Below are 18,904 nucleotides of genomic sequence, written 5' to 3' on the forward strand. Positions count from 1 at the left end.
TAACCGGTGAGTAGGCCTTATTCACCTGGCTTAATAATGAGTACAAATGTCTTGTCTTGGGTAAAAATCTCCATAAATAAATACCATCTTTGTTCCATGTATCATCTTCAAAACTCAAGATAGCATGAACGCTTTTCTCGCCTATTCTCACCGACCTTAACATCCCCCCGATGTTAAAAAATGTTAAAATTTTAACGCAAATATTCTTTCTATTTTAAAATTTTCAAAAAAAATAATGAAATGTTACAAACAGTAGCGTTCAAACACATTAAAACAGCATTAGAGAAACTTATTGTAACAAATATTTCACGTTCATAATACGTGACTTTTGTCTGGAACAGCGGGCTAAGTGAAAACGAAAAGGCCCTCCCTATTGGGAAAGGCCTCTTCAAATTATACAAGATCTTCGTTTAAAAGACTAATTCACATCCCAAAAAATCTTGTGAGATACGTCATCCGCGCCTAGCTTCGAAACAGCGCCGTTGACATTCGTTTCGTTCAAGGTATACTCACTCGGCGGGTAGGTTAAGCGATAAGGAATGTTGGGCGTCACAGCTCCGCTGGCAGGCGACAATTGAGGATAATCGAGTCGTTTCCATTCAACCCAAGCGTCAAAGCCTCTATTGTATAATGCTATCCACTTCTGAATGCCTATTTTTTCCTTCCAATTATCGGACGCTGTTGCATAGGCGACCGACGGTTGCGCTAAATAAGCTGCCGCCTGGGATGAGGTTCCCCCCCAGTAAGTAATGGAAGCTTCGATCGCATTATTGTAATGCGTTGCAGCGGATCCCATCCCCCATCGCTCAGCCGCTTCAGCGAGTATGAATTCCACCTCGGAGTAGTCCATCAACAACGCTTCGAAATCGGGTGCGATAACTTTGTTACTGGGACTCGAAGTCAGCGCAAACTCATTGCTTGCTCCGATACCTCCACCTACATAGGCTCCATTAATGGTCGTGAAGAAGAATGGTCTCCTAGGATCATTTAGACTGTTTAATTCATCAATAAAGGGCTTTCCTCCTACATAATCCCTACGACTTGTAAAAGCAGGGTTCAGTGCATTTGATACCGGATTATTATTTGGAGTGGCCGTTTTGTAAGCAAAGCTTGCATTGTCGGCATTACTGGTGAAAGCAAGGCTTGCAGATGCTGAAATTATGGCTTGAGCCTCTGCCGGATTCACATCCGCTAAGGTAATAGCCATTCTTAACTTCAAACTATGGGCGAATTTCAGCCAGCCGGCCATATCGCCGTCATAGAGTAAATCCGCATCGCCAAAGCCAGCCTCTCCTGTATTGATCAAGGCAATAGCAGCGTCTAACCTACTCAATAGGTCGGCATAAATAGTTGCGGCATCGTCGTAGCTTGGCTGACCGTTTTCCTCTATATTCAAGGCTTGCGTATAGGGTAAGTCGCCCCAAGTATTTACCATGCCCGACCAAGCGTAAATGGCCGCAATTTCGGTACAAGCGATTTGGTTATTGCGAACGGCTTCCTCTACTTCTTCATCCTCTGTGGCTATTCGCTTGCTTTCTTGCAGATCCATCAGAACGTCCCGGTAGAATGCCCCCCAAAAGCTTTGCGGAATATTCCGGGTTACGAAATCATACTGCGGTTCGTCTTGATAAGTCGTCGCCGTCCACTGTTGAACCCAAAAGCGAAATACGTTTGTATTTACACTGGGTGTTGTGACATTATCCGACAATGCTTTAAGTGCATTACTGAACAGCGCTCCTGCCGGCACCACTGCCGGGTTCTTCTGATCGTAGTTATAGTCGTCCAGATTTTTTGCACATGATGCTAAAATAAGCAGCGGTGCTATATATAAAAATATCTTCTTCATTGTTAATATGTTTGACATAGATTTTAGAACCTCATTCTCACATTAAATCCAAAGTTGCGAACAGCTGGGTAAACCCCGCTCTGCACACCTTGGAAGTTTCCTGCACTAAGTCCTCCTTCTGGATCGGCATAAGGTACGTTGCTGTGAATCAACCAAAGGTTTCTTCCCACCAAAGACACGTCGATTCCTTTAAAGAAATTGGTGTTAGCCAACCACTTATTCGGCAAAGAATAGGTCAAAGCAACCTCACGTAATTTAACATAGCTGGCGTCATACACGAAACCCGCTTGCGGATTGTTTGAATAACCGTATGGCGTAACGGCATTGTCATACGCTTCAACGCGCGTTTCGTTGACACCGGTGGCATTTCCACTTTCATCCACATGATAGCCCGGCAAAACGACACCGCCACCTTGACTAATTGGCGAACGCTTTGGATTTCCCAAATCATTCAGCCCAGCGGTTTCTGGGTAAAGTCCGGTAGCCAATCCATAGTATTGATCTAATGAAAATAAGCTTCCGCCTTTTCTGATATCAATCAAGAAAGACAAAGAAAAATCCCGGTATTTGAAGTTATTCTGGATACCCCCCATCCAATCGGGTATTATATTGCCTAATACTTGATTGGGTGCTGATTGTAGATAGTAGCCATCCTCGCCCACTACGCGGTAATCCGGATCACCTTCATGACCATTTACATAAACATAGTCGACCCCTCTGATCGTTCCATAAGGCTGACCGACCGTTGCATTTAAGCTGACCCCACCTTGGAAAGTAGCTAATTGAAGGTTGGTATTTTTTTCATACAATTCGGTCATTTTGCTGTTGTTCTTCGCAAAATTTAAGTTTAAGGTCCAGGAGAAGTTTTCATTCCTTACCGGAATAACGAAGGCACTAACCTCCACTCCTTTATTCTCTAAGGTACCTGCATTCACCCACCGGCGTAAATAACCGGTTGTTGCCGTTACTTCCACCGGCATAATCTGATCGGTCGATTGGGTCGTATAATACGTTGCATCAAATCCGACACGCGCATTCCAGAAATTCACTTCGGCACCTACTTCAAAACTTTTGGTACGCTCGGGCCTCAAATTTGCATTGAGCAGCTCATCAGCTATTGAAGCCATAGCTCTGCCATCAAACAAAGTATTTGGATCATAAACTGGGTAGAGACTCAACGGATCAGCATCGTTACCTACTTCCGCATAATTTACCCGCACTTTACCGTAACTCAACCAATTGGAATCCTTCATTAAATTGGAGAATAGAAAACTTCCCGCTATGGAAGGATACCAATACACGTTGTTGTCTGGAGGTAAGGTGGTTGACACATCGCGCCTTAAACTACCTTCTAAAAAATAGGTTTCTTTGTAGCCAAAATTTGCGTTGGCAAAAATTCCGTCTACCGCTCGCCTGTTATAAATTTCTATCGGTGCTTCGATCGGGTTTACCGAGTTTGATAATGAATATAAATCGGGATAAATCAATCCGCCGTTAGTTGTTGCGCGGATAGAGTTCATAAAGTTTCTCCGTAAGTTGGTACCTAAGAGTCCCGTAAAGCTTAAATCTTCGGTGATGTTTTTGTTGAAATTCAACATCAAATCATAGTTCGTTTCGCTATACGTCTGATCGAATCGCGAGTATTCGGCGAGCCCTGTTCCGCCCTGCGCAAGTCGCTCTTCCTGAAACTCGTTTGCTCCGTCATAGGTCACACGTCCGATTACATTCAGCCAATCTAAAGGCTTCCACTCTAACACCACGTTACCAAAATAGCGGTTACGGGTATCATTCTGATAATTCTTATAGCGCTCCCAGTAAGGGTTATTGGCGTAAATTGGTCCTGTAGCATTGATATCCGACCAGTTCCAGGTGATGTTTTCACCATTTCTTTCGTAAGCTCTTTTTAAGTCCTGCATATCGACGTTGGTTTGAAACCATTGACGAAACGCCTGATTGGGATTTCTGCCGTCGTAACCCGTTCCGAACCTACCTAATCCGTCAACACGTGTCATATTCGCCGTCGCACCCACACTCAATTGATCGTTAATTTCGTGTTTTCCGGAGAAGTTGAACATGTTCTTCATAATCTTACTGTTCGGCAAAACGCCCGTTTCATCATTACGGGTATAACCTACTTTAAAAGTGGTTTTGTCTCCTCCTCCATCGATCGTAATGCTTTGCATGGAATTCACACCCGTTTTATAAAAGGTAGAAGGATCATTTTGCGCAGCAACCCAAGGCGTCGCTTGTCCATAAGTAGGGGAACTGGGATCGAAAGCATCCCATTGATAAACAAGTAAATTAGGATCGAAAGCGGCACCGTAAGAAGCGTCTTCAGTAAAAGGTGCAACCAATGAAGGCCCATTGCCGAAAACATCGTAATACCAGAAATTGCCATCAGGCGACGCGTAACCGCTCTCGCTATACTGGTTTACATAGCCGCCACCATACTCCTTCTGATAGGTAGGGAACGTACTTTTATCAATTTTTCCGATCGTTAAGCCACTGTTAACAGTAATGTTCGTACTGTTCTTTTTACCCTTCTTGGTAGTGATCATGATGACACCGTTGGCCGCGCGAGATCCGTATAAAGCCGATGCCGCAGCGCCCTTTAAAACGTTAATCGACTCGATATCGTCCGGATTTATATCCGCAGCCGCGTTACCATAGTCATAACCGCCCCGCCCGGTTTGCTGATTGCTGGTATTCGTATTATCATTATTGATCGGAGTACCATCGATAACAAATAGCGCTTGGTTATTTCCACGTACCGACTTGAAGCCCCGCATCACCACGTTCGTGGATCCGCCCATGGTGCCCGATTGCTTAATGTCGAGACCCGCAACCTTACCAGATAATGCACTGGTAAAGTTATTGTCCCGTGTACGCGTAATGTCTTCGCTCCTTACCTCCTGTGCAGCATAACCGAGTTCGTTTCGATTACGCTCTATACCTAGAGCCGTAACGACAACTTCGCTTAAGGCCTGCGCATCTTGCGATAATTCGACATCAACCACGCTTTGGCTCCCGATGGCAACCGTTTCCCTTTCAAAACCGATGTAGGAAAAAATTAATGCTTTGGCATTGGCCGGAATCGCAATGGAATAAGCGCCCTCCTCGTTGGTTGTTGTACCCGATGTCGTACCAGCAGCCATAACTGATACGCCCGGAAGCGGCTCTCCACTGTCTTTTGCAGTTACCTTCCCACGAATAGTTCTTTCTTGCGCATAGAGACTCCCAATAAGAGCGATGCCGACAAGAAAGAAACTGAGTAATTTCTGTTTCATGTGTTTGCTTGAATGGTTAAATGATTATTTGGATATATTAATTGCCTACCGTCCCCGTAAGCAGACTTAATGACACTTGCACGTAAATAAGCCTCCTTTATTCGGCAGGCTTAATTACTAAAACGAACTTACCGAGCTGAGCAGCTCTTTCAAAAATATTTTTCTCTCTAAAACACCTAAACGCGCGACCAAACCCCATAATTTCAAAAAATATTGCGACCCATATCAAAAAAGGTAGAACAAAAAAGCTTAAGCCACTTTAAATTCACATCTTATTTTAACAAATATTAACGTATTAACACTCGCATCCAAAAAAAATATAAAATTGTTACAAAAAAATCTTACAATACACATTTTTACGAAGTTTGCACACAAAAATATGCCCAATATCCCCAATTAATAGCAAATTAAACATAAAAAACACATTAAAATGGAAAAAGAATACGATAAATTAAAAAAACAGTCAACAGCCTCTTAAACAAAACCTGCAAACCGCAACATTTTAAGATTCATAGACGGCATAATGCGCAAATCCTAAAGGTAACAGCACAACAAGGCCCTGCCAAGAGCACTTGGCGTCGTTCCAACCCAAGTTTCATACAACAAAGATTACAGAAGTCTTATATTAGACACCTTCGCATTTATTTACAAATGCGCTCGGTAAACAATATAATTGGTTCTTATTAAGGATTAACAAACATTTGGGAACGTTTGTTGGAATGAATGGGAAAATTCTGGCTTTTCCTGCTAACTCAAAAAGCCTTCAAAGACCAATTTGGCCGGCCCTTCGAGGTAAATATCTTTAAACACGCCGTCACCAAGGTGAAAAAAGCGAATAGTAAGATCCCCGCCCATTGCCTTAACAGGTGTGTGCAATTCGCCCAGCTGATTATTATGCCAAGCCATTGCAATGGCAACGGCTGTTACACCCGTTCCACAAGCGAGGGTTTCATCTTCTACGCCCCGTTCATAAGTGCGCACCTGATAGCCGCCTTCAATAGCTTCCGCAAAATTGACATTAATACCTGCTTCCCGGTAAGAGTCGTTGTAACGAATGGCTCTTCCGGCGGTGAAAACGTCTAGCTCTTTTAGATTATTAACTATTTTAACATAATGGGGCGATCCGGTATTCAACACGAAATCCTCGCCATCCGTATTGACACCGTCTACATCGATCATTTTCAAGCTGACCCAGTCAGCAGCATCGTTTATAGTGGCTTCATGCTCCCCATCGACCGCTAAAAAGCGGGTTGATCGGTCGATGATACCTAGATGTTTAGCAAAGGAAACAATACAGCGCCCACCGTTTCCGCACATACTGCCGGGATTCCCGTCGGCATTATAATACACCATCTCAAAATCATAGCCCGCCCGCTGTTGCAGGAGCATGAGTCCGTCAGCACCAACACCGAACCGCCGGTCACATAACTGAGCCACCAAAGCGGTATCATTTGCATTAAACTGAAGGTCGCGATTGTCGATTAACACAAAATCGTTCCCGGCTCCTTGATATTTAAAAAATTTCACGTTAATGATCTATTGCCTTTTAAAGCATCAAACTTAGACAAAATGCTTGATATTGGCGAATGAATAAGACGGAAAAACCTTACGTATCTTCCACTGTTATAAACGGAAGCGTGGTTATTCCTTATTAGCGGAACAGGCCCCGCTTTGTTAAAGACGATTTATGTTAACTTTTAACGATAAGGGAATTTATTGTTCCCAAGCCTCCGTATATATCGACCCTTGGATGCCTGTTGAGAAGGCGATTGTTACACATGCGCATGCAGATCACGCTCGGCCGGGCAGCAAACACTATCTCTGTCATCGGGATAGTGCCAACTTATTAAAGTTGCGATTGGGATCCCAAACATCCATTCAATCTTTGGAATACGGAGAAGAAATTAACCTCAACGGGGTAAAAGTTTCTTTACATCCCGCAGGCCATATCATCGGCTCGGCCCAGATACGCCTTAGCTATAAGGGGCAAATATGGGTTGTCTCCGGCGACTATAAATTGAAGGCTGACGGTATTAGCATCCCCTTCGAACCGATAAAATGCCATCATTTTATTACGGAGTCGACTTTCGGGCTTCCGATCTATCGTTTTCCCGAGCTGGATGAGTTCAATAAAGACATCCTTCACTGGATTGATGAAAACAGGCACAACAATATCAATTCCATTTTGGTGGGGTACACCTTAGGAAAGGCACAACGGATCATTGAAACCGTCGGCATCTCAGGCCTGCCTATTTACGCACACGGCGCCATCGCCAATGTCCAGCAGCTGTTAATTGATGATGGGCATCCATTACGCTCAGTTGAACGGGCGTCGTTGGACATGAAAAAACTGGCCGCACCGTATATAGTCATAATGCCCCCAAGCGCCCTACATTCACCTTGGATGAAGAAATTTGCTCCCTACGAAGTGGCTTATTGCAGTGGATGGATGCAATTAAGGGGGGCAAGGAGGCGAAGGAATGTAAATCGTGGCTTCATTTTATCGGATCATGCAGACTGGTCGGAGCTGAATTTGGCAGTTACCGCTACGGAGGCCGAAAACATCTACGTAACGCACGGCTACAAATCTATTTATGCCAAGTGGCTTAGGGAGCATTACCACTTGAACGCCATCGAAGTGGACACACTGTATGAGGATGATCTTTTATTACAGGAGGATAGCGACAATGCAATTCAATGAATTATTTGAGGCCATAGACCGCACAACATCCACTAAAGCGAAAGTGGAGGCGCTCGTACGCTACTTTAGGTCCGCGCAGGATGAAGACTTATTATGGAGTATCTATTTACTGATGGGTAAGTCTTCCGGCCGTTTTATAAAAACAGCTGTACTTCGCCAGGCGGCTATTAGTCTGTCACGACTTCCTTCTTGGCTCTTTGAAGAATGTTATCATGTAGTTGGCGATTTGGCAGAAACGCTCTCCTTATGCTTACCGCCTCCATTACACACATCAAGCTTTACGCTTACTGAAACGATGGCATTCTTAAACCATTTAAAAACGCTGTCGGCTGATGAAAGCGAAATTGCAATTAGTGCCAAGTGGATGGAGACGCCAACTGATCAACGTTTTCTTTTCAATAAACTAATCACCGGAAATTTTCGGATGGGCGTATCCAAGCAACTGGTTATAAAAGCCTTAGCTGCAGCACACAAAAAGTCGGAAAACGAAATTGCACACCGGTTAATGGGCAACTGGCATCCATCCGATATCGGCTTGCAACAGCTACTTTTAGCGGAAATACCGCGTGAAGAACGAAGCTTCGAGCCCTATCCTTTTTACTTGGCTTATCAGCTAGATAAGGAACCAGAAGCCTTGGGCGAAGTGAACGAATGGTTTATTGAACGAAAATATGATGGCATTCGAGGCCAAATAATCGTTCGAAATAAACGTTTATATATTTGGAGCCGGGGAGAAGATCTACTGACGGATAAGTTCCCGGAATTTCACCTATTGGCCGACTTGCTACCGAACGGCACGGTGATTGACGGTGAAATACTCCCTTACAGCGAAGGCAGGGTGCTCCCCTTCGCTATTATGCAGACTCGGATTGGCCGCAAACAGTTAAGCAAAAAAATACTCTCTGAAGCCCCTTTGGTAATGATTTGCTACGACCTATTGGAATACAACGGAGAAGATATTCGTGATTTTCCCATGAAACAACGGCGGAGACTGCTCGAGGAATTATTGCAAGCACTCCCGGCGAACGTCCCTCTTTTAATCTCGAAAACCCTGGTTTGCGAAACATGGACAGACGTAGCAAAGGCTCGTGAAGAGGCCAGGCAATACCAATGTGAAGGCGTGATGCTTAAGAGGAAGCAAAGCACCTACGGAACGGGCCGCCGGAAAGGGAGTTGGTGGAAGTGGAAAATAGACCCTTACACCATAGACGGCGTTTTAATATATGGGCAACGCGGACATGGGAGACGGGCCAACTTATATACGGATTATACCTTTGCCGTATGGGACGGAGACGAGTTGGTGCCCTTTGCCAAAGCGTACTCCGGACTTAGCGACAAAGAGATTTTGGAGGTAGATACCTGGATCAAACGTCATACTGTTGATAAATTTGGTCCGGTAAGAAGCGTTACACCTACATTGGTTTTTGAACTTGCCTTCGAAGGCATAAGCGCCTCTCCTCGGCACAAATCGGGCATTGCACTGCGTTTTCCGAGGATTGCTCGATGGAGAAGAGATAAAGCAGCAAAGGAAGCGAACACAAAAGCCGATTTACTAGATTTGCTCAATACGCGTTGACCGCTGTCGGCCAGCTGCGGTGCAACACAACAACGAATAACCACAACAACTAGCAACAAATACGATGCTCGCGGAACAATGGTTTAAATCAAAAAAATGGACGCCGCATAAATTCCAGCGACAAACGTGGCAGGCTATAATGAAGGGCGACTCCGGTCTGTTGAACGCCCCTACTGGTTATGGCAAAACCTATGCAGTATGGTTTGGCATACTGGAAAAATTAATTGCGCTCCGGGAAAGTCAAAAAAAGGTGTCACGTGAAACATATTGTCTGTGGATAACGCCCTTGAGGTCGCTCTCGCAGGAAATGGTACTGGCCCTCAACCGCGTAAACGACGACTTGGGCTTAAAGCTTGACATCGCTCTCCGCACGGGCGATACCAGTCTCAAAGAACGTCAACGACAAACCAAAGAGAGCCCACAGGTTCTTGTCACCACGCCTGAAAGTATCCATCTGATGTTGGCACAAAAGGGCTATGCTTCCCGATTAAGAAGCATTCAGTTTGTAGTGGTTGACGAATGGCATGAACTCTTAGGCAGTAAACGCGGTGTATTGACCGAACTTGGATTAGCCAAGCTGAAACAGCTTAATCCACAAATACAGATTTGGGGAATTTCGGCCACCATTGGTAATTTGGAAGAAGCAAAACAGATTTTACTCGGTAAGGGAAAGGGAGTAACCGTTAAAGCCAATCTTCCCAAAGACATCCAGATAACTACCATTCTTCCCGACGTGCTGGAAAAATTTCCCTGGGGAGGCCATCTAGGCATCCACCTCGCTAACAAAGTGCTCGAGATTGTCAATCACAGCGATACTACCTTGATTTTTACGAATACCCGATCACAGGCCGAAATATGGTATCAGGAACTGCTAAAGCTACAGCCGGATCTGGCTGGTATACTTGCCTTACACCATGGCTCGTTGAGTGAAGAAATTCGACAGTGGGTGGAGCAGGCCTTACACACGGGATCGCTGAAAGCGGTGGTATGTACTAGCAGTTTAGATTTAGGGGTGGATTTCAGACCGGTAGATACCGTCATCCAAATAGGATCAGCGAAGGGAATTGCTCGCTTTTTACAGCGCGCAGGACGAAGTGGCCATCAACCCGGTGCAACCAGCAAGATCTGGTTTGTACCCACCCACTCGCTGGAAATCATGGAAGGGACTGCATTACGTTATGCAGAAAAGCACCAACTAATGGAAAACCGCATCCCCTATGTCCGTTCCTTTGATGTGCTAATCCAGTACCTGGTAACTTTAGCCGTGTCAGACGGCTTTAAGGCCGAGGAGGTCTTTGAGGAGATAAAAGACACGCATTGTTTTGCGTCGATTACCCATGAAGAATTTTTCCAATGCCTGTTGATGATCACGCAGGGCGGCAAGGTGTTGGACGCCTACGATGAATTTCATAAAGTCGTAGTGGAGGACGGCCTTTATAAAGTCATGAGCAAAAAAGTAGCGATGCGCCATCGCTTAAGCATCGGTGCTATTGTTAGCGACACCATGATGAGCGTTAAGTACCTTAGTGGAAAATATATCGGAAGCATTGAAGAATGGTTTATTTCCCGACTAAATATAGGCGATACCTTCTGGTTCGCCGGGAAGAACCTGGAATTGCTTCGCGTAAAAGACCTCCAGGCAATCGTAAAGACATCAACCAAAAAAAAGGGCTTGGTTCCCTCGTGGATGGGTGGCCGCCTTCCTCTTTCTACACACCTTGCCTTCGCCATTAGACATGTCTTGGATCAATGGCAGGACCTGTCGGCACAGGAACCGGAAATATCCTTTCTTAAACCGCTTTTTATCGAACAACAAAAGCGAAGCACACTGCCGAGTAACAAAAATTTGGTAATCGAGCTGACCGAGACGAAAGAAGGGCACCACCTCTTCTTCTTTCCTTTTGAAGGCAAATTTGTTCATGAAGGGATGGCCGCGCTGATAGCCCACCGGCTGGGTAAAAACCAACCCTATACTTTTTCGGTTGCGCTAAACGATTACGGTTTTGAACTGTTAAGCGATCAAGCGATTGACATTAAAGCAGCGATCGACCGTGGACTGTTTACGGTTAACAACCTAAACGAAGATATACAACAAAGCGTCAACATGACCGAACTGGCAAGAAAGCGCTTTCGCGATATAGCCGGAATTGCCGGTTTAGTTTTTCAAGGCTTCCCGGGAAGAAAAATTAAAACCAAACATTTACAAGCCAATTCGGGCTTATTTTTTAAAGTGTTTCAGGAATACGAAAGTGATAACCTGTTATTGAGAGAGGCTTACGATGAAGTGTTCGATTTCCAATTGGACTATGCCCGGTTACTGGCCGCACTGAACCGTATTGCAAACCAAACGATCGTTATCAATAAAACAGAGCGACTAACCCCATTTGCTTTTCCTATATTTGCAGAATCTTTTCGCGAACGCTTCAGCAATGAAGCACTGGAAGATAGGTTAAACAGAATTATAGCACAACTGGAATGAGCGATCGATTGCGGCTGCAGATAAAAAACGAAACGGTTTATCTGTTAGCAGAAAAGTGCATTTTTTTTCCGCAAAACAAAACCTTGGTCATTGCTGACATCCATCTCGGGAAAGCGGCACATTTTAGAAGAGCGGGCATCATCATACCACAGCAAGCAGGTACAGATCAAGACTTCAGCGTACTTCATCGTGTGCTTCAGAAATATGAAACCAAACGGATTATTTTTTTGGGCGACTTATTCCATGCTGAAGAAAATACTTCCTGGCAACACTTTCTTGATTTCACTAAAAAACATCCCTTTATCGAATTCATCCTTATAAAGGGCAATCATGATATACTGCCCGAAACCCGTTACCAACAGGGAAATTTGAAGGTATATCACGACACTTTACAGGAAGGTCTCCTTCTCTATTCGCACGCGCCACTGATAGGCGTACCGAAAGGGCTTTTGAACATCGCGGGCCACGTACACCCAGGGGCTATTTTAAAAGGAAAAGGAAAGCAAGAGATTAGGCTTCCTTGTTTCCACTTAGACTCCACGCTGCTTCTGTTACCCGCATTCGGCAGTTTAACCGGGACATTTACGCTGCGGAGAGGCAACGCACAACAGTTTGTTACCACCGGGGAAACCGTGCATGCTGTTTAAGCACCACCTTCTGGAAACGCCGAAGAAGCCCCTTCGAAATTTTTTTTCGAAATACTTAAAACAAATTATCACCTTTCGTTATTTATGAAAGTGCAATGATGTGCAAAGTTATTGCATATACTGTTTCACTTTAAAATCAATTTTTATGAAATCAAAAATCTATGCATTATTAACAGTTCTTATGCTAGCCTTCACTTTTAGCACCCCTATTACCGCCTTTGCTCACGACAAGCATGCTAAAAAAGTTGAACTCTCGGAAGAAGATGCCGCTCGAGAAATTAATGCCATGAAGCGCCGCGTAGCCGAAATCAAAGCCATGGATAAATCTGCGCTAACCAAAGCCGAACGCAAAGAGCTCCGTAAAGAGTTACGCGAAATGAATAAAAGAGCGCGCGCACTGGGTAGCGGTGGCGTCTATTTATCAGTAGGAGCTATTATTATCATCATTCTGGTACTTATACTGATTCTATAGGTAGAATAGCGAAGGAGGGAAATGGCAACAAATGCGCTATGCTCTTCTTCGCTACTCCCGATTTTACGACATAAATGTTGTTCTTGCTCAAAACTACCCGCTCCTTTCACGTTTACTATACGCGAATACATAAGCCATTGAGCAGTATGCTCTCCTTCATCTGGCCTAGCTACACGCATTCTACTTCACAGCTGAAGCCTTTTTCTTTTACCTATGGTAAAAAATTCCTAAACTTGTAGTTATAACATATATTAAAAAATAAGACGGCGAACAGCATCCTGCCAGCAAGTGAAAATGATACTAATTGTTGACGACAAGCAAGAGAACCTGATTTCTTTACAGAAATTCTTGGAAACCAATGCATTTAAGGTAGATACGGCATCATCTGGGGAAGAAGCGCTAAAAAAAGTTCTAAAAACTACATACGCTCTTATCATACTGGACGTACAAATGCCCGGAATGGATGGATTTGAAGTGGCAGAATTGATTTCCGGTTATAGTAAGACGGTCGATACACCCATCCTATTTTTGTCGGCCGTAAATACAGAAAAGAAATTCATTACGCAAGGATATGAAACCGGCGGTATCGATTATCTGACCAAGCCTTTTGATCCGGACATATTACTTTTGAAAGTAAAAACTTTCTATCGCTTGTTTGAACAAGCGCAAGCAATGCATGAAATGCAGGAAGCACTTAAGATGGAAATAGAACATAGAAAGATACTTGAAAATAAAAAGGATGAGTTTATCAGCATTGCGAGCCACGAACTGAAGACGCCATTAACCAGTGTTAGAGGTTATTTGCAATTATTGGAACGCTTACCGGAAGCAAAAAACAACGAAAAGCTTAAAAATTACCTGGAAAAAACCAGCACACAACTAAATAAATTAGGGGATTTAATCGATGACCTGCTCGATATCTCGAAAATTGAAAGCGGTAAGATGAAATTCAATTTTCAGTCTGTCTCCGTAGAAAAGCTTATCAATAACACGCTGGAAAATGTTAGTCAAATGTATCCCGAACACTCCTTTAAGCGTATCGGAAACGTGGACGCAACCATATTTGCAGACGAGATACGCTTAGAGCAGGTATTGATCAACTACCTAACTAATGCCATCAAATACTCCCCTAATTCCAAGGAAATTGTTTTGGAAACCACGCTCACCGCAGACAACAAAATCCAAATCGGAGTGCGCGATTTCGGAATCGGGATACCGCCTGATAAGTTGAATCATTTGTTTGACAAATTTTATAGAGTAGAAGAATCATCCTACAAATTTCAAGGGCTCGGCATGGGCCTTTATATCTGTAAAGAGATTGTCACCCGACACCAGGGAGAATATGGCGTAGAAAGCCGGCTAAATGAAGGCTCATTTTTTTATTTTCGATTGCCTCTATCTTGAATAATGGTTTTTCTTCCTACAAAACCAGCAGTCGAAAAAGCATGTTGATGTTAAAAAAATTCCAAACATAGGAACCGATGACAAAGAATCGTTTTAATCTTATACCTCTCAATTACAAACTGGCCATGCTAGGTTTCGTTCCGCTGATGTGCCTGTTGTTTTTCTTCTTTGTGGTAGAGAAAGAAAAAGCAGACCGCATAGAAGGGACCAATAACTTCATCACACGGATAAACCAAGCACTCAGTGCGGACAACCTCATTGAACAGCTACAGCAGGAAAGGCGACTCAGCTTGGATAAGATCTTTAAAAAGAAAGACGAAGGCGCATTGAGTGTGCAACAGCTGAAAACCGATGAGGCTATACAGCAGTTTAACACCTACATCGATAGCGGATTGAATGCCGACTATGCGGAATATACTTTTATTAACGAACTTCCCTCCTGGCGGTCGGATCTCGCGGCAGGAAAAATGGGATATGAACAAACGTTTAACAATTATCAGAAGATCACTGAACGGCTAAGCGTATTCAGTAAAGTATCTACCGACTATGCCAATCTGAACCAAAGTTTAGGCGGTAAAATTGAGCTTCGCGAAATTATGTCCCAAATGGTCAATTATGTGGCCATCTTACGCCTTAACATCTATTTTGCTTATGCCGACAATTCGATTAACACGTTGGATTCGACGAAATTCAACTTGAATTACGACCTTTTTCGGTCTTATGTGGAACAACTTAAAAGCCTCGACAAACGCTATAAGGAGCAAAATCTGGAGAAGCTAAAATCCAGCCAAGCCTTCAATACGACCTTGCAATTTTTCGAAACCGTGTATAAGGCCAATGAGCTGCCGGAACGTTTTACCTCAGAAGAATGGTGGAATATCTCTGCAACCGCCATGGACTTGTTAAAGTCACGCCTAAATTCAACCATTAAATCCATTGAAACAGGCGCAGCGACTGTATATGCGTCCGAAATATACGATCGGAATTTTACCCGATTGATGCTTTTCCTATGCGTAATCACGGCTATCGGTCTGATTTACCTGGTTATTAAGAACATCGCCAACCATCTATTTGAACTGCAGGAAGCGGCTCGCAAAATCGCCTTAGGCTATACCAATATTGCGCTGCCTACCTTTGCAAAAGACGATCTCGGCGCAGTAGCCCGCTCCATAAGAAAAATCGATCTGAGCAATCAAGAGCTTGCAAAAGCGGCCGATGAAATCGGTAAGGAGAATTATAGCGTCCAAATTCTTGCCAAAGGCCCTCATGACCTATTAGGCAACGCTTTGGCGAATATGAAGAATTCACTTGAAAGACACGCCAAAAAAGACAAAACTGAAATCTGGATACAATCGGGAGAAAGCACGATAAACAGCCTCCTCATAGGAAGATCCGAATTAAAAGAATTTGGTCTCGATGTGCTCAAAGCCTTAGTCGATTATCTGGAAGCCGCCATTGGCACCTATTATATTGGTCATCACGGCAAAACGTTTGAGTTGCTGAGCAGTATCGGTGTAGCCGATCGTGCGCAGCTTCCTCAAAAGATAAGCGCCGGCGAAACCCTGCTTGGGAAGGCCATACTGGAGCAAAAGAGTGTTTTATTAACCGATTTTCCATCCGATTACCTTCAAATTCGAACCAGTTTAGGTACCAGCCGACCCCAATGGGTATTGGTCATCCCTTTGATTCACGAAAATCAAGTGGAGGGCATCATAGAAATCGCTTCAATCAATCCAATGCCGGATGCCGCTATCACATTTGCCGACAGCATCGCCAAAAACGTTGGTGCCGCCATCCATGCTATCAAGAGCCGAATCCGTTTAAAAGAATTATTAGAAGAAACCCAAGCTCAGGCAGAAGAACTACAGGCGCAACAAACCGAACTGGAAAACCTGAACGTGGAACTGGAGGCACAAGCGAATAAGCTGCAGGCCTCGGAGGAGGAATTAAGAGTGCAACAAGAGGAACTGTTGGAAAGCAATCAGGAACTGGAAATTAAATCGCAAGCCCTTGAAGAAAAAAATCAAATGATCTTAGAGCGCAACCTCGAGATACAAAAAAAGGCAGAAGATCTTGCGATCAGTACGCAGTATAAATCAGAGTTCCTGGCGAATATGTCTCACGAACTACGGACTCCGCTGAACTCCATCCTGCTACTATCTAGACTGCTGAGCGAGAATAACGAGGGCAATTTATTAGAAGACCAGATTGAATACGCTAAAGTGATTCAAACATCCGGAAACGGCCTGTTGACCTTAATTGACGAAATCCTCGACTTGTCAAAGATAGAGTCGGGAAAGATGACCCTGTCTTATGAAGACGTGTCGCTTTCTGATATGCTAAATGACTTACAAAGTTTGTTCGGACCGATGGCTGCCGACAAAGGCTTGCAATTAAATTTCGAACATGATAAAGCGGCTGTAGATACGATTCAAACAGATAACCTCCGCTTACAACAAATATTAAGAAACCTGATTTCCAATGCCCTGAAATTCACTGCTAAAGGTTCTGTGACCTTACGCGTTTACCCAAGTAAAGAAAAAGAGGGCTATTTAAACTTTGCTGTTCGGGATACCGGAATCGGAATACCGACCGAAAAACATCAATTAGTTTTCGAAGCATTTCAACAAGCTGACGGCTCGACTCGTCGCAAATTTGGTGGCACAGGGCTCGGTTTGTCAATCAGCAGGGAACTTGCGAAGTTGTTAGGCGGTAGCCTATACATCAACAGCGAGGTAACGAAAGGAAGTGAGTTTATTGCCAGTATTCCTGTTGCCCAGCCCGTAGAAGAAAAGATAGAGGTTCCCGAAAGCTCGTCAACAGCGCAGCACGTGAAGACTGAGGTAAACAAAGAATCAACACCCAACAAAGTGCCTCATCGTCCTGCTCCGTTTATAAGCACGGTCATTCCGAACGAGCTAGAGGACGACCGTGAACACATCCAAGAAGGCGATAAGCTCTTGCTGATTATTGAAGATGACACCAAATTCGCCCGAGCATTAGTTGATTTTTCCCATAAGAACGATTACAAAGTGATTACGACAGTGAGGGGCGACTTAGGCGTTGAATTAGCAGAAAAGTATCTGCCGCAGGCCATCCTTTTAGATATTGAACTGCCGGTAAAAAATGGATGGCAAGTAATGGAAGAGATTAAGAACAATCCTGCAACCCGCCATATACCGGTGCACATTATGTCGTCCCATGAAGTAAAAAGAGAAAGCATCACCAAGGGAGCCATCGATTTTATTAGAAAGCCTATGGCGCTCGAGCAGATCGGTCAGATATTCAGCCGGGTGGAAAAAGCGTTGTCGGGCGGCCCAAGAAAAGTGCTGATTATTGAAGACAACCTCAAACATGCGCAGGCACTCGCACATTACCTGGAAAGCTTCGACGTTAAAACAGACATCAGCAAGGACATCCAATCGGGGGTCAACCGCCTGAAGAGTCATGAGGCCGACTGCGTCATTTTAGACATGGGTATTCCCGATGCACAAGCCTATAAAACGCTTGAAACGATTAAGTCGGATGCAGGAATGGATAACCTGCCCGTAATCATTTTTACCGGCAAGCAGCTTTCTCCATCGGAAGAGATAAAGATAAAACAATATGCTGATTCTATCGTCGTGAAAACGGCTCATTCCTATGAAAGGATCTTTGACGAAGTAGCGCTGTTTTTACATCTTGTGGAGGAGTCGAACGACAAGCCCAAGAAGGAAAAATCAAAGTTGAACAGTAGCCTTACCGAGGTGTTAAACCAAAAAACAGTACTTATCGCGGATGATGATATCCGAAACATATTTTCTTTGACCAAAGCTTTGGAGCGGTACAAAATAAATGTATTAGCCGCTGAAAACGGTAGAGAAGCTTTACAAGTTTTACAGAAAAACGCCGATAAAGTCGACATTGTATTGATGGATATGATGATGCCGGAAATGGATGGTTATGAAACCACGACCCGTATCAGGCAAGACAAGCAGTTTAAAAATCTACCTATCTTAGCCGTTACAGCGAAGGCGATGATGGGTGATCGGGAAAAGTGCATCGCCGCCGGAGCCTCCGATTATATTTCAAAACCCGTAGATATTGATCAATTAATTTCTTTGTTGAGAGTATGGCTTTACCAATAGACCCCCTCAAGATCCTCATTGTTGACGATGAGCCGCTAAACATTTTGGCCCTAAGCGCTGTTTTGAAATCGAGAGGCTACCTGACGATAACGGCCGGCAGTGCTGCAGAAGGATTAGCCTTTCTCAAAAAAGACAAAGAAATTAAACTGATACTCATGGATATGATGATGCCAGACATTGATGGATATGAGGCTACGTCAATGATAAAACACGACGATCTTACCAGCCATATTCCGGTCATAGCGGTGACCGCTCAGGCGATGAGCCACGACAAGGAAAAATGCCTCGCAGCCGGGGCGGATGACTACATATCAAAACCAATTAACGTCGATGAATTGACAGCGCTGATGGCCAAATATTTATAG

General features: G+C 44.1%; 11 protein-coding genes. 8 read left to right on the top strand and 3 right to left on the bottom strand.

Translation table 11 applies throughout. The annotated features are described in order from the left end of the window. Window positions 1-418: 418 nt before the first annotated feature. The 3 genes from EPX21_RS20270 to dapF all read right to left on the bottom strand — a co-directional run bounded on the left by EPX21_RS20270 (window position 419) and on the right by dapF (window position 6,666). A complete protein-coding gene (locus EPX21_RS20270; protein WP_134091482.1) occupies window positions 419-1,846 on the bottom strand; it encodes a SusD/RagB family nutrient-binding outer membrane lipoprotein in 1,428 nt (475 codons plus the stop codon). A gap of 23 nt (window positions 1,847-1,869) precedes the next feature. After that, on the bottom strand, window positions 1,870-5,133 hold the full coding sequence (locus EPX21_RS20275; RefSeq protein ID WP_134091483.1) for a SusC/RagA family TonB-linked outer membrane protein: 3,264 nt from the start codon (window positions 5,131-5,133) through the stop codon (window positions 1,870-1,872). Between the two features lie 747 nt (window positions 5,134-5,880). After that, window positions 5,881-6,666: a diaminopimelate epimerase gene (gene dapF / locus EPX21_RS20280; RefSeq protein WP_166670836.1), complete on the bottom strand. Its 786-nt coding sequence runs from the start codon at window positions 6,664-6,666 to the stop codon at window positions 5,881-5,883. A gap of 154 nt (window positions 6,667-6,820) precedes the next feature. Here dapF and EPX21_RS20285 point away from each other — a divergent pair, with 154 nt between their 5' ends. From EPX21_RS20285 to EPX21_RS20320, 8 genes are all read left to right on the top strand, one after another. After that, window positions 6,821-7,834: a ligase-associated DNA damage response exonuclease gene (locus EPX21_RS20285; RefSeq protein WP_134091485.1), complete on the top strand. Its 1,014-nt coding sequence runs from the start codon at window positions 6,821-6,823 to the stop codon at window positions 7,832-7,834. After that, on the top strand, window positions 7,821-9,410 hold the full coding sequence (locus tag EPX21_RS20290) for an ATP-dependent DNA ligase (protein WP_134091486.1): 1,590 nt from the start codon (window positions 7,821-7,823) through the stop codon (window positions 9,408-9,410). Before EPX21_RS20285 ends, EPX21_RS20290 begins: the two co-directional genes overlap by 14 nt. A 64-nt stretch (window positions 9,411-9,474) precedes the next feature. Beyond that, window positions 9,475-11,889, top strand: coding sequence for a ligase-associated DNA damage response DEXH box helicase (locus EPX21_RS20295; RefSeq protein WP_134091487.1), 2,415 nt, complete (start codon window positions 9,475-9,477; stop codon window positions 11,887-11,889). Continuing rightward, on the top strand, window positions 11,886-12,536 hold the full coding sequence (gene pdeM, locus EPX21_RS20300) for a ligase-associated DNA damage response endonuclease PdeM (protein WP_134091488.1): 651 nt from the start codon (window positions 11,886-11,888) through the stop codon (window positions 12,534-12,536). The genes EPX21_RS20295 and pdeM overlap by 4 nt, the downstream gene beginning before the upstream one ends. Before the next feature lie 145 nt (window positions 12,537-12,681). Next, complete coding sequence (locus tag EPX21_RS20305) at window positions 12,682-13,008, top strand: hypothetical protein (protein WP_134091489.1); 327 nt, start codon at window positions 12,682-12,684, stop codon at window positions 13,006-13,008. Between the two features lie 294 nt (window positions 13,009-13,302). Beyond that, on the top strand, window positions 13,303-14,412 hold the full coding sequence (locus tag EPX21_RS20310; protein ID WP_134091490.1) for a hybrid sensor histidine kinase/response regulator: 1,110 nt from the start codon (window positions 13,303-13,305) through the stop codon (window positions 14,410-14,412). A gap of 77 nt (window positions 14,413-14,489) precedes the next feature. After that, window positions 14,490-18,539 (top strand): response regulator, encoded by a 4,050-nt coding sequence (locus tag EPX21_RS20315; RefSeq protein WP_134091491.1) that lies wholly within the window; start codon window positions 14,490-14,492, stop codon window positions 18,537-18,539. Next, window positions 18,524-18,904, top strand: coding sequence for a response regulator (locus EPX21_RS20320; RefSeq protein ID WP_134091492.1), 381 nt, complete (start codon window positions 18,524-18,526; stop codon window positions 18,902-18,904). Before EPX21_RS20315 ends, EPX21_RS20320 begins: the two co-directional genes overlap by 16 nt.

The sequence above is a fragment of the Olivibacter sp. XZL3 genome (genome assembly GCF_004368405.1).
Lineage (GTDB): Bacteria > Bacteroidota > Bacteroidia > Sphingobacteriales > Sphingobacteriaceae > Olivibacter.